This is a genomic window from Paenibacillus apii (assembly GCF_011043685.1).
Lineage (GTDB): Bacteria > Bacillota > Bacilli > Paenibacillales > Paenibacillaceae > Paenibacillus_AQ > Paenibacillus_AQ sabinae.
This window is the reverse complement of the sequence record NZ_JAAKGU010000004.1, coordinates 396,211-408,786: the sequence shown is the minus strand read 5'-3', so window position 1 is coordinate 408,786 and position 12,576 is coordinate 396,211. Positions and strand designations below refer to the sequence as shown.

The window sequence follows — 12,576 nt, the reverse complement described above, 5'->3', positions numbered from 1 at the left end:
TCACGCTATCGCGATTGCTCGGGCTCCTTCTTATTTTAATCCGGCAATCCGGTAAATTTTGCCGATATCGAGATGCGCTCTGGCATGGTCGGCCAATCGGTCGAACGCGGCTGTTTTGCGGCTCTGGAAATGAATGTCCGTTTCAAGAGAGACAAGTCCTTTTTCCTGCCGGATCAGGTTAAGCCATGTACGCCGGAATTCATCGTTTTCGAATATCCCGTGCAGATAAGTGCCCCAGATCCTTCCGTCAGCCGACAGCATGCCGTCTTCATGACCGCCGATCTGAAACAGCCCTTCTATGGGCTCCAGTTTCTCCGTTCTGCCCATATGTATTTCGTAACCCTCAACGGAAATACCTTGCAGTTCCAGCCATTCCGGATGATTGCAAGCTACAGTTCCCCGGACTCTCTCCGTTCGTTTATCCGAATAAAAGACCGTCTCCGCCGGCAAAAATCCCAGTCCGGCCGCTTCGCCTTCCTCCGACTCCACTTGATGGGGATCGCTCAGCCTCGCCCCCAGCATCTGGTATCCGCCGCAAATGCCCACTAGACGGGTACCGGACTCGGCCTTTTTGCTTATGGCTTCCGCCAGTCCCGATTCCCGCAAAAATCCCAGGTCAGCCAGTGTGTTCTTCGTTCCGGGCAGCAGAATGACATCGGGATTGCCCAGCTCCTCCGGACTCTGTACATAACGCACCTGCACATCCGGTTCAGCCCCAAGCGGGTCGGTATCCGTAAAGTTGGAAATCCGGGGCAGCCGGATGACAGCGACATCGATGTCGGCATCCGGATTCAGGTTATCCGCCTGGTGATCCAGGGCCACCGAATCTTCTGCCTCGATATCGAGCCCGTTCAGGTGGGGGACCACGCCAAGGACGGGTATCCCCGTACGCTGCTCCAGCCAGTCGAGCCCGGGCTGCAGGATCGCGATATCCCCCCGGAATTTATTGATAATGAAGCCTTTTACACGGTTCCGTTCATGCTCTTCAAGCAGCTCCAACGTTCCGACGATCGCGGCAAACACACCGCCTCGGTCAATATCCGCAACGAGAACAACCGGAGCATCCGCCCACTCCGCCAGCCGCATATTGACAATATCCCGGTCCTTCAAATTGATTTCCGCCGGGCTCCCCGCCCCTTCGATGACGATTACCTCATACTCGGACTTCAAACGGTCAAGGGCCTCTCGCACAATCGTACCCGCTATGGGCAAATATTCCTCACGATAGCGCCGGGCGCTCATTTCCGCATGCGGCCTGCCGTGAACGACAACCTGGGCGGTCATATCCCTTGTCGGTTTGATAAGAATGGGGTTCATGTCCGTCGTAGCCGTAATCCCGCAGGCTTCCGCCTGAACGCCCTGCGCCCGGCCGATCTCTTTGCCGCACAAGGTAACATAGGAGTTCAGCGCCATATTTTGCGACTTGTAAGGCGCCGTCTTGAACCCGTCCTGAACCAAAATTCGGCAGATTGCCGTGGTGATAATGCTCTTGCCTACGTCGGACGCCGTTCCCTGGAACATGATCGTTTTCGCTTTACTCAGTTTCCCTCACCTCTTGACCCTCGCATTCGGTCCACTCCCCATGCTTAAGGGGATTCTCCCAGAATGGCTTCTTCCTAATATGCGCAAGCCATGAATTAATGACTCCGCCATGGGTAACAATCAGAATCCTGCTGTAATCCTGCCCGCTCACTTCCTTCATAAAATGGCACACCCGGCTGCGGACATCGGATAGCGATTCTTTCCCGCCGGGCGGGGTCCGCGTCTCGATCTGTTCGTACCACCGGGTCATTTCTTCGGGGAAGCGGGCCATTGCTTCTTCATAAGTTAATCCTTCGATACAGCCGAAATCCGTTTCTCTCAGCCTTGCATCCGCGATCAGCGGAGGCCGGTTTCCCCCTGCGCCGCAAACCGCCCGCTGCACTTCACAGGCTGTCTCGCGGGCTCTCCGCAGATCGCTGCAATAAATGGCATCCAAATGAAAATGCGCCAAGGCGCTGCCGAGTTCCTTCGCCTGCTTCCTGCCCCGCTCATTCAGCGGCTGATCCGTATGGCCGATGTAGCGCTGCTGTATATTCCAATCCGTAGCTCCATGCCTGGCAAATATTATCTTGGTTAGCGGGACGGCCAATCGACTTCCTCCGCTCCTTGCTGATTGCAGAGAGCGCCGCGCAGCGCGGCAATCAAGCGTTCATTCTCCATACATGTTCTAACCGCAATCCGAAAGTATCGCGTATCTAGACCGGTAAAGCCTGTGCAGAGGCGAATCAAAATGCCTTGCTTTCCCAGTATAAGCTGGAGCTCTGAGGCATCCGGCCCGGACGCAGCGGTGCGGACCAGCATGAAATTAGCTTTTCCTGGATACGGCAGGCAGCCGATTCGCTTTAATTCCTCTTCAAGCCAAGCCCGCTCCACGGCTACGAGCTGCCTTGTGCGCGTTTCGTATTCGCTCTGGTTTAATGCGTACACCCCGGCTTTTTGCGCCAAATGATTTACGCTCCAAGGCACCTGAAGCTTCCGAATGAACGAGATATTGTCCGGATGGGAGGAGGCATAACCAAGGCGCAATCCGGGGATGCCGTAAAATTTGGTCATAGACCGGATAACGATCACATGCCTTGAGGTAGCCGCCTCGCGAATGAAAGACAGCTCGCGCTCGTCCTCGAAAAAGTCGATAAATGCCTCATCCAGCACAACGACGGTATTATATGTTACGGCTGTGTCCGCAAGACGAACCACTGCTTCCTTGTTCAACCACTGTCCCGTAGGATTGTTGGGCTGCCCAATAAACAGCAGGTCCGCTTCTTCGCAGGCGGCGAACAGCGCTTCTTCGGGAATGGCGAAGCCGTCGTCCGCAGAGGCGGGAACGGATAGAACTTCGGCACCGGCTTTTAACGCGGCTTCGGCATATTCCAGAAACGCCGGATCGACCACCGCCACTTTCCCCGGCTTAAACCCTCGAACGATCAAATCAATGATTTCGGCAGCCCCGTTGCCAATCAGAATGGATGCAGGCTCAATATTGTATTTTTGCGAAATAGCTCTTCGCAGTTCCCGGGATTCAGGGTCAGGATAGTGAACCAGCCCCGCCCATTCCTCATGAAGGACATCCTTTAACCCCGGCGGCGGTCCCAAGGGATTAATATTCGCGCTGTAATCAAGCAAATCCCGGGCCGGTACTCCGAACAGTTCAACCGCCGTAGTCAAGTCCCCTCCATGGCCGTTTCGTTCCAGCATCCTTTTTCCTCCTGTTCTAGAACGAGATATATACCGCAGCCAGGAGACCTACGGTCTCTACCAGCTCGTTTAAAGCCCCATATGTATCCCCGGTTAACCCTCCAAGCCGCCGGACAAAATGACGGACCAGCAGCCAGGCGGCAGCGGCCTGAATGATGGTAAGCCAGATCCATCCGAAGGAAGGCCGGAGAATAACCGGGAATAGCAGCAGCAGTATGGCTCCTGCAAGATAACCGGCACGGGCTTCCCGGAACAGCCCTCCCATGCCTTGTTCCCCTCCAATATAAGGCCGCCGGACAATGGCAGCCACCATAGCCCCCCGGCTCACAGCCGGAACGGTTAGGAGCACGCAGAGCAGCATGCTTCCGTATATCGAGCCCTCTCGCAGTCTGTCAATCAGGGTCCAGAGAGAGGCCCACTTGATCAGCAGCACGAAGAATGCGGCCAAGACACCCATTGCGCCGACACGGCTGTCCTTCATAATCGCCAGCATCTGTTCACGCGGCCGATGGCTTCCGAGTCCGTCGGCCGTATCCATCAAACCGTCCAAATGCAGCCCTCCGGTCAGAAGGGTCCAAATGAGCAGCACTACAGCCGCATCGAGAGGAGCCGAGCCGGATGTCAGCATCAGCGAAGCCAAATAAAGTATAGAGCCGATGACAAAACCCACAACTGGATAAAATAATACGCTCCGGCTCACATAGCGCTTGTCATATTCCACTTGAACAGGAATCGGAAGCCGGGTAAGAAACTGAAACGCCACAATTAAAGAAACCAGCCATTGTCTCATCTTATCTCTCCAATAAAAAGACTTCCCGCCGCGAGCAGAAGCAGGATCATGATGATTGCCGCTGTCAGCCTTAGAATCTTTATCGTCTGCCGGATATCTTCCGCTGCCAATTCCCGGGTGGCGGTTCCCATTCTGGCTCTCTCCGAAACAATGCCGCCGTAGCTGTTGAACCCGCCGAGCTGAATCCCAAGCGCTCCGGCGACAGCGGCCTCAGGGATGCCGCTGTTCGGGCTCGGATGCTTCGCGGCATCGCGCCGCATGACCTGCCAGGCCCTTCCGGCATTCAGCCCTTTCGTCATAAGCGCCGCAGCCCAGAGCAGCAGCCCCGTTATTCTGGCGGGGATATAGTTCAGCACATCGTCAAGCCGGGCGGAGGCCCAGCCGAAATACCGGTATTTATCGTTCTTATAGCCGACCATCGAATCGAGGGTATTCACCGCACGATACAGTAAAGCCAGGGGAGCCCCGCCTAGCAGCGCATAAAATAAGGGAGCAACCACAGCATCGACAATATTCTCGGCAACCGTCTCTACGGTGGCTCTCGTGACTTCCCGTTCCGATAAAGCATGCGTTTCCCTGCCCACAATGTAGCCGACATAGGTTCTAGCACTGTCCAAATCTCCCTTGACCAAAGGGCGGAATACCTGCATGGCTGCGTCACCCAGGCCTTTGATGGCAATCGTGGTTGAAATCAGCCAGACCGCCACCAAAGACCGGATAACAGGGTGAATGAGACCGGCGAGCCATAATATCAGTACAGCGGCGGCGTACACGGCGGACAGTACGATCAGGACAAGGAGCACGCCAAGCGCTCTCTCCTTCGCCCTCCCTGTTCCCCATTTCCGCAGGGCCGCTTCCGTGCCGGATATGATCTTCCCTATTCCGATCACCGGATGCGGGATGCCGCGCGGGTCACCGACCAGCAGATCAATGACAATCGCTGTAATCACAAACATAATTCCTTGCAAGAGTTACTGCCCCTTTCCGCCGAACCGCCAAGCCGCTTCCCGCAAATTCAAAGGAATTCCGCAAACGACCAGAAAGACTTCATCAGCCTGTTCCGCAAGCGCCTGATTCACCTGCCCGGCTAGGTCGCGGTACACTCTGCCGAGCGGATATTCGGGAACGAGCGAGTCGCCAACTTCATTGGTGACGAGAACCGCATGAAACGGAGCCCGTTTCAGCAGGCGGGCAAGCTCCCGGGTCCGCCCAAGAATAGCTTCGCTGTGCTCCGGCCGCATCCAGCGCTCTTGTCCCTCTTCATCCGGCTGTAACAGCAGGTTCGAAATCCATAAGGTAATGCAATCGATCAGGACAACGGATACCGGTTCTTCCGACAGCCGCCGGATGACGGATTCCAGCTCATACGGCTCTTCGACCGTCCGCCATTCCGCGGGCCGCCGGTCCCGGTGTAATGCCGCCCGCCTTTTCATCTCGTCATCATATAACTGGGATGTGGCTACATACACGACTTCCTGCTTCCGAGTCAGTCCCAGTTCCCCGGCATACTGTTCGGCAAAACGGCTCTTGCCGCTGCGCGCCCCTCCGGTGGCAAGAATCAGCTTTTTTTCATAGGACTCCGCTTCAACCATCATTTCCTCCCTGCCGCGTCCAAGGTCAATATTCAATCCCGAGAACCGCGGGTACTCCATCATTGTAATAATGCTTAACAGCCTGAACCTCGGACACCAGATCCGCCAGTTCCAGAATTTCCGGTTTGGCCTGGCGTCCGGTCAGAACCAGATGCAAATGCTTCGGCCTTTGCCTGATTAAATCGAGCACTTCGCCAAGGGGAAGAACGTCGTCAATCGGGAATCTTTCGATCGCCAGCGCATTGTTGATTTCGTCCAGCACCACTACATCCCAATCGCCGCCAAGCACTTCTTCTCTGGCCGAAGACCAAGCCTCCCGCAGAGCGGTGCGGTGCTCCTCCGGCGTCTTCGTCCAGGTGAATCCCACGCCAAGCTGCCGGATCTCCACACCCAGTTTACGAAGAGCGATATGTTCTCCGTATGTCCTCTGGGGTGATTTGATAAATTGCAGAATCAGCACTTTGTAACCGCGTCCCGAAGCCCGCAGCGCGAGCCCCAGTGCGGCTGTCGTTTTGCCTTTGCCGTCGCCTGTATAGACAAGAGTATAGCCCTTGCGGTTCGCTCTCCGGTCAGACTGTTCCACTGGCCTCGCCTCTTTTCCGGCTGTATTGTAAGCAGCGCTGTACGAAGCGCTCCGCGACATTCGGATTGGATGCAAAATGGAGATGCGTGTAGCCTGCCATCACATTTTCCGAATGGTATCCTTCGAGTCCCGTTCCGCGCAGACCTTTTGTTTCATACAGGTAAGGGTAATTCTCCTGGTCCGCCGTCAGTTTGGAATAATGGAACTCATGGCCTCGGATAACCTCGCCCGCTTCCATAAGCAGACAGTCTTGGAGCGCCGTGGCCTCTCGGTAGCCCAGAGCAGCAAGCTTATCCTGCATCGTAACGTCCGCCGGGATAAGCCCGACCATGGCATGGGCAGCTCCCGCACGGTCGGTAATCGAACGGGTGAGATACATGTACCCTCCGCACTCGGCGAAGATCGGCAGCCCTTCCTGAACGCGGGCTTGCAAATCCCGCTTTACACGCTGATCCGCCGCTAGCTCAGCGGCAAACTCCTCGGGGAATCCGCCGCCGAGATATACACCGTCCGCATCGCCCGGCACGGTATCGCCCGCCAGGGGGCTGAAATACACCAGCCTGGCGCCAAACTGCTCAAGCAGTTCCAGGTTCTCACGGTAGTAGAAGTTGAACGCTGCGTCCCGGGCGACGGCAATCGCTGGACCAGGGTTCTGGTGCGGCCCGCCGGTGAACAGCCGTTCCTTCGGCCAGGCGAGCGCCGGGGCCGTACCCGCCAGGGATAGCACCAACTCGATATCCACGCCGCCTTCGATCAAATCGGCCGCCCGTTCGAACAAACCGTCCAGCTCTCCCCGCTCAATGGCCGGAACGAGACCGAGATGGCGCTCGGGAATGCTCAGCCCCTCGTCCCGCCCCAGCCAGCCGACAACGGGAATGCCGCATTCCTGTTCAATCGCGGCTTTGACGAGCTGATAATGCCCCTTGCTTCCGCACTTGTTAACGATAACTCCGGCAATACGGATGCTTTCATCCAGCTTCTGGTACCCCAACACGACAGCGGCTGCGCTGCGGGCCATGCTCTGCGCATTCACAACGAGAATGACCGGACTCTCCAGCAAGGAGGAAATTTCGGCTGTCGAACCGGTATTGGACAACGGGTCCTTCCCGTCGTACAGCCCCATGACGCCCTCAATGACAGACAGATCCGCTCCTTCGGAAGCTCTGAGAAAAATTTCACGCATGATATCATAGGGCAGCATCCAGGTATCCAGGTTGCAGGGCGGCCTGCTCGTTACGGCGGTATGATAGGTCGGATCAATGTAATCCGGGCCGCACTTGAATCCCTGAACCCGAAGACCCCGGCGCTTCAGCGCGGCCATTAACCCGATCGTCACCGTTGTTTTACCGGCGCCGCTGCCTGTCCCCGCAATGATGATCCGGTTTCTGTTCTCGCTCATATCCTCACCTGCCCACCAGATGGGAATGGAACGCGGGCAATGGAAATGGTGACGTTACCGCTCTTCCTTTTCTCCAGCACCCAATCCGCCGCTCCGGATGAGCGGAGCGCCGCAGGCTCGCTGACCCCGTATGCGCCCGTATATTTGTACACCATTTCGGACGGATTTCGAAGAGGAACCTCATTCAGCTCGTCCGGCGTATACAGATCAAGCTTCCACTTATACTTCAGGCAGACTTCGAGAAGCCCTTCTTCATCCTGTTTCAGCACAATGGTGGCCGCATTGCGTACACTCTTGATAGACAGACGGAGCTCAGACAGCGTGCTTATGATCGTATGCTCGATCTCCTCCGCCGATGTCCCCCGATTGCAGCCGATGCCGAGGACAAGCGTCTTGGGCCTGTACAGCACCCCGTTCTTCAGCAGCGCCGCTTCTTCCCCGGCCTTCAGCAGCCGATCCGTAACCACCAGCGCCGCGTCAAACTTCGCCTGCATCGCCTCTCTGGCGTGACCGTAAACGGCAATATGCGGCGGCAGCGGCTTGTCATAGGTCCACCACTGCGTCTCGCCAGCTTCCTGCACAACGGCGATCCGCTCCTCATTGACCACCGAAGCGCTGACGGTCGTCGCCTTGTCGAAGCTTTCGATCTCCCAGCCGAAGCCGCGTCCGAACAAATCGACCGGGATCGTCCCCTGCACATCGGACGCTGTCGTGATGACAGGACGGGCGCCGAGCGCTTTCGCCACCTCCAGCGTCAGCGCATTGGCGCCGCCCAGATGGCCCGAAAGCACGCTGATCACATGCTGGCCACGATCATCGATCACGATGACTGCAGGGTCTTTTTTCTTGTCTTCCAGAATCGGGGCGATCATGCGAACGACGGCTCCAAGGGAAATGAAGATAATTAGACCTTTGTAGGCTTTGAACAGGTCCGGCAGGATCAGCTTGACAGAACCTTCGAATAGTCTGTACCCGAGCTCCGTCTCGTCGCCCCGGGCGAATTTACTCATATAATAAAGGTCGGTTCCCGGGAAATCCCCGGCCAGGGACCGGGCCATTTCCACCCCATGCTTGGTGATCGCGACGGCGGCGTAAGGCTTAGTCATTGGCGGCCAGCCCTTTCCGGTAACCGTGGGTAAACGACTTGTCATATAGTTTGGAACGGTGATCGTCCCGGTCAACCATTCCCGGGTCAAGTGCCCAACCCGCCAGGATCATGGCATGCATGCGAATTCCGGCCTGCCGCAAATCGCTGTCGAGATTTCGGAGCGTCGTGCGCACGATTTTCTGATCCGGCCATGTGGCCCGCTGCACGACGGCGACCGGTGTGTCCTCCGACCAGCCCGCCTCTATAAACTCTTTGACCACTTTCTTCGCAAGCGTAGCGCTTAAAAAGAGGGCGACCGTACAATGATGGGAGGCGAGGTCACGGAGCTTCTCCCGCTCCGGTACGGGCGTCCGTCCTTCAGCCCGGGTCAGAATGACCGTCTGGGTCAAATCCGGCACCGTCAACTCGGCGCCCAGCACGGCAGCCGCGGCGAAGACGGAGCTGACGCCCGGCACGATTTCGTAGGCGATCCCGCGCTGCTTCAGCAGAACCATCTGCTCCAGGATCGCGCCGTAAACGGCCGGGTCGCCGGTATGGACCCGGGCTACGCTTTTTCCGGCTAGGACGGCCTCCGCCATCACATCGACCATCTGCTCCAGATCCATCCCGGAGCTTTGCAGTACCTTAGCATGGCTGCCCGCACGTGAGATAAGCTGTTCGTTTACGAGCGAATCGGTATACAGGACAAGATCTGCGTTCATCAGGATGTTCAGGCCTTTGACCGTAATGAGGTCCGGATCACCCGGACCGGCGCCGACAATATACACTCTCGGTTCGAGCTCCACTATTTTTTCACCGCCATTAACGTCAAATATTCAAGCTCCTGCCCCTTTAATTCCCGCACATTCCGCCAGATCAGCTCATCGGAAGAGGTTACTTTCATGACCACCGAAGCTTTGTCTGCAAGCTCCATCTCCTCCAATAGATCGATGATCAAATCCAGCACTTTGGCCACTTTGATGAACACAACCGCGTCATGGTCTTCAAGGGCTTTTTTCATTGCGAATCGATCATTTCGGGCGGGCACAATCGCCACCTGTTCATCACCGTCGGCCAGAGGGAGTCCGAGGCGGGCGGCAGCTCCCAGGACGGAGGAAATGCCCGGAACGGAAACAACAGGGACTTCCGGATAGAGTTCCTTCACCAGGCGGGCCATGTGAATAAAGGTGCTGTACAGATTGGGATCTCCTTCCGTCACAAAAGCGATATCGCGCCCTTCCTTCAGGTGCTCCCAGCACTGGGCAACCGTCCGGCTCCACTCCCTGTCCAGCGTGTCTTGATCTTTTGTCATGGGAAACACAAGCCCTAGCATGTCTTTCTCCGCTGTATTAATATATAATTCCACGATTTCAAGCGCGTAGGATTTGCCTCCCATCCGCTTCTTGGGATAGGCAATCACCGGACATTCTTTCATCAGGCGGAACGCTTTAACCGTAATTAACTCCGGATCACCCGGGCCTACGCCGATCCCGTATAAGGTTCCTGTTTTTACTGCTGTCGTTGTCATGATTGTTCGGTTCCCCCTCTTTCACTTCCGGGCTTCGCAAAGCCGGTGATCACATAAATGGGATTGAGTCCCTCGAAGCGGGTCATGTTCAAAATCGGCTTGCTGCGCGAAATCTGCACCAGCGTAATCCGGGAATCGAAGCCGTGATCGGCAAGCGCCTGCCGGGATTCGGATAGCGTCTCAATCGTAGCCGCGTTCACGACCATTCGCCCTCCCGCTTTCAGCCTGGAGCAGCAGATCCGGATCAGCTCCCGCAGTTCCCCTCCGCTGCCGCCAATAAACACCGCATCCGGATCGGGAAGCTGATCAAGGCCATTCGGGGCCTTGTCATGAATCACCGTGAAATCGGCACGGAATTTCTTCCGGTTCAGCTCAATATTTTCTATGTCTCCGGCATTTTTCTCGATGGCAAACACCTGCCCGTACGGAGCAGACAGCGTACACTCAACAGCGACCGATCCGGAGCCGGCTCCAATGTCCCAAACGATGCTGTCTTTCTTAAGCTTTAACTCGGCCAGGCTGAGTACCCGGACTTCCTTTTTGGTAATCAATCCTTTTTCAGGCTTGCGCTGATAAAATTCCTCGTCTTCTATGCCATATCCGAACTGCGGTGCCGCAACCCCAGGCTTTCGGCGCAGAATGACGACATTGAGGGGTGAAAACTCCGTCCGGGACATTTCGTCTAACGTCCAGAATCCGCATCTCTCATGCTCGCCGCCCAAATTTTCCGCAACAAAAGCCTCATATTCATTCATCCCAAAATCGATCAGATAACGGGCAATTGAAGGCGGACTGTTCTCGTGATCGGTCAGCAGGGCAATCTTCTCTTTGCCGCTGATTTTCTGTGCCAGCCCTTTCATCGTCCGTCCATGGACGCTTTCCACTGCGGCATCCTGCCAGCTTTCGCCCATTCTGGCAAAGGCCAATTGCACCGAGCTTATATGAGGATGGATCTCCACCGCATCCCCGCCCAGCTTCTTCACCATGAAACTCGCGATACCGTAAAACAGCGGATCACCGGAAGCCAGCACGACGACATCTTTGTCCGTCCTTAGTTCAGCCAGCCGTTCGACAGTGCTTCCCAGACCGCCCTTCAATATAATGGCTTCTCCCTTGTGACCGGGGAAAAAGGACAAATGTCTCTCACCACCGGCAAGCACATCCGCCCGATGAATCTGTTCGAGGGAAGCTGCGGACAGACCCGCAGGGCCTTCGTCTCCGATACCAATAATCTTGATGCGCCTATCCACTCCGTTGCTCCCTCCCCAATATCTCGCCTTTCATCGTGACCAGCACGACCTCTACCGTTACTCCTCCCCCGATATGCTCAAGACAGTGACGGCAGGCGTATTCGCATAATTTATCAAAAAAACCGGGCAGACCCGCCTCGGTAACGAGGTCGGCGGCTTGAGTCGCCGTGTTGCACTCCAGAATCGCCTCCTGCAGTTCGGGCGACGCGCCCGTCTCGGCAGCGGCCTTAGCCAGAAAACCGAAATCGACGGCGGCGCTTTTGGAGTGAACCATCATTACGCCCTGTGCCACTTTTGAGAATTTGCCGATCATACCGACAAGGCTTACGGTTCTCATTCCGAGACGTTTGGCATGTTGCAAGGAGAAGCCGACAAAGTCGCCCATCTGGATAAAAGCCTCTTCACTCAACTCGGGGTTTAGCTTCATCGCATATTTCTCGCTGCTGCCTCCTGTGGTCAGGACAACCTGAGTGCAGCCGGAAGCCCTCGCCACCTGCATGGCTTGAATAATACTCGCCTTATACGCGGACGTGGAAAAAGGTACTACCGTTCCTCGCGTGCCCAAAATCGATATCCCGCCGACAATTCCCAGCCGTCCGTTCAAGGTCTTCTTGGCGATTTCTTCTCCACCGGGTACGGAAATCACCACTTTAACGCCCCGGTCTATGCCGTACTCCTCCAAGACTTCCTGTACTTCCTTCCGGATCATCCGGCGGGGAACCGGATTAATGGCCGCTTCGCCTACCGGAATAGGAAGCCCCGGCTTGGTGACACGCCCCACCCCGACGCCGCCGTCCAGTTCGATGCCGCTGCCGTCCGTCCATCCCGCCATAGCGACAATCCTCGCCTTATGGGTGGCGTCCGGGTCATCGCCCGCGTCCTTGATCGTAGCGCACTGAGCCATATCCGCAGTGAATTCACCATCTATGATGGTAAACGTATGGAAAAATCCGGCGGGCAGCCAGATGGTCGATTCATTAACCCGGATTTGGGTAGCCAGCATCATAACCGCGGCTTTCGCCGCAGCCGCCGCGCAGGCGCCTGTTGTATATCCGTGCCGCATCTCTTTCGGATTGTTCTCCGGTTCCACAAAATCGCTCATGAGATCCC

At 56.4% G+C, this 12,576-nt stretch carries 13 protein-coding genes; all 13 read right to left on the bottom strand.

Annotation, left to right across the window (positions count from 1 at the left end):
* Window positions 1–30 precede the first annotated feature (30 nt).
* Genes G5B47_RS12145 through G5B47_RS12085 form a run of 13 tightly spaced genes read right to left on the bottom strand, consistent with a single transcriptional unit; the run spans window position 31 to window position 12,568 of the window.
* Window positions 31–1,521: a cobyric acid synthase gene (locus G5B47_RS12145; RefSeq protein WP_165098264.1), complete on the bottom strand. Its 1,491-nt coding sequence runs from the start codon at window positions 1,519–1,521 to the stop codon at window positions 31–33.
* Window positions 1,522–1,534: 13 nt separating this feature from the next.
* The gene (locus G5B47_RS12140; RefSeq protein WP_165098262.1) at window positions 1,535–2,131 is read right to left on the bottom strand and encodes a histidine phosphatase family protein; all 597 of its coding nucleotides are present in this window, start codon (window positions 2,129–2,131) and stop codon (window positions 1,535–1,537) included.
* Window positions 2,116–3,237 carry a threonine-phosphate decarboxylase CobD gene (gene cobD, locus G5B47_RS12135; protein ID WP_165098259.1) on the bottom strand — a complete coding sequence of 374 codons (1,122 nt, stop codon included), beginning with the start codon at window positions 3,235–3,237 and terminating at the stop codon, window positions 2,116–2,118. Before cobD ends, G5B47_RS12140 begins: the two co-directional genes overlap by 16 nt.
* A gap of 16 nt (window positions 3,238–3,253) precedes the next feature.
* Window positions 3,254–4,027, bottom strand: coding sequence for an adenosylcobinamide-GDP ribazoletransferase (gene cobS, locus G5B47_RS12130; protein ID WP_165098256.1), 774 nt, complete (start codon window positions 4,025–4,027; stop codon window positions 3,254–3,256).
* Complete coding sequence (gene cbiB, locus G5B47_RS12125) at window positions 4,024–4,983, bottom strand: adenosylcobinamide-phosphate synthase CbiB (RefSeq protein WP_165098315.1); 960 nt, start codon at window positions 4,981–4,983, stop codon at window positions 4,024–4,026. The genes cobS and cbiB overlap by 4 nt, the downstream gene beginning before the upstream one ends.
* A gap of 15 nt (window positions 4,984–4,998) precedes the next feature.
* On the bottom strand, window positions 4,999–5,619 hold the full coding sequence (gene cobU / locus G5B47_RS12120) for a bifunctional adenosylcobinamide kinase/adenosylcobinamide-phosphate guanylyltransferase (protein ID WP_165098313.1): 621 nt from the start codon (window positions 5,617–5,619) through the stop codon (window positions 4,999–5,001).
* Between the two features lie 25 nt (window positions 5,620–5,644).
* Window positions 5,645–6,202, bottom strand: a complete 558-nt coding sequence (gene cobO / locus G5B47_RS12115; protein ID WP_328804519.1) for a cob(I)yrinic acid a,c-diamide adenosyltransferase — start codon at window positions 6,200–6,202, stop codon at window positions 5,645–5,647.
* The gene (locus tag G5B47_RS12110) at window positions 6,189–7,601 is read right to left on the bottom strand and encodes a cobyrinate a,c-diamide synthase (protein WP_165098252.1); all 1,413 of its coding nucleotides are present in this window, start codon (window positions 7,599–7,601) and stop codon (window positions 6,189–6,191) included. The genes cobO and G5B47_RS12110 overlap by 14 nt, the downstream gene beginning before the upstream one ends.
* Window positions 7,598–8,707 (bottom strand): cobalt-precorrin 5A hydrolase, encoded by a 1,110-nt coding sequence (locus G5B47_RS12105; protein WP_165098250.1) that lies wholly within the window; start codon window positions 8,705–8,707, stop codon window positions 7,598–7,600. Before G5B47_RS12105 ends, G5B47_RS12110 begins: the two co-directional genes overlap by 4 nt.
* Window positions 8,700–9,494, bottom strand: coding sequence for a precorrin-4 C(11)-methyltransferase (cobM, locus tag G5B47_RS12100; RefSeq protein WP_165098248.1), 795 nt, complete (start codon window positions 9,492–9,494; stop codon window positions 8,700–8,702). Before cobM ends, G5B47_RS12105 begins: the two co-directional genes overlap by 8 nt.
* A complete protein-coding gene (gene cobI / locus G5B47_RS12095) occupies window positions 9,494–10,216 on the bottom strand; it encodes a precorrin-2 C(20)-methyltransferase (protein ID WP_165098246.1) in 723 nt (240 codons plus the stop codon). Before cobI ends, cobM begins: the two co-directional genes overlap by 1 nt.
* A complete protein-coding gene (gene cbiE / locus G5B47_RS12090) occupies window positions 10,213–11,466 on the bottom strand; it encodes a precorrin-6y C5,15-methyltransferase (decarboxylating) subunit CbiE (protein WP_165098244.1) in 1,254 nt (417 codons plus the stop codon). The genes cobI and cbiE overlap by 4 nt, the downstream gene beginning before the upstream one ends.
* Window positions 11,459–12,568 carry a cobalt-precorrin-5B (C(1))-methyltransferase gene (locus G5B47_RS12085; RefSeq protein ID WP_165098242.1) on the bottom strand — a complete coding sequence of 370 codons (1,110 nt, stop codon included), beginning with the start codon at window positions 12,566–12,568 and terminating at the stop codon, window positions 11,459–11,461. Before G5B47_RS12085 ends, cbiE begins: the two co-directional genes overlap by 8 nt.
* Window positions 12,569–12,576: the final 8 nt, after the last annotated feature.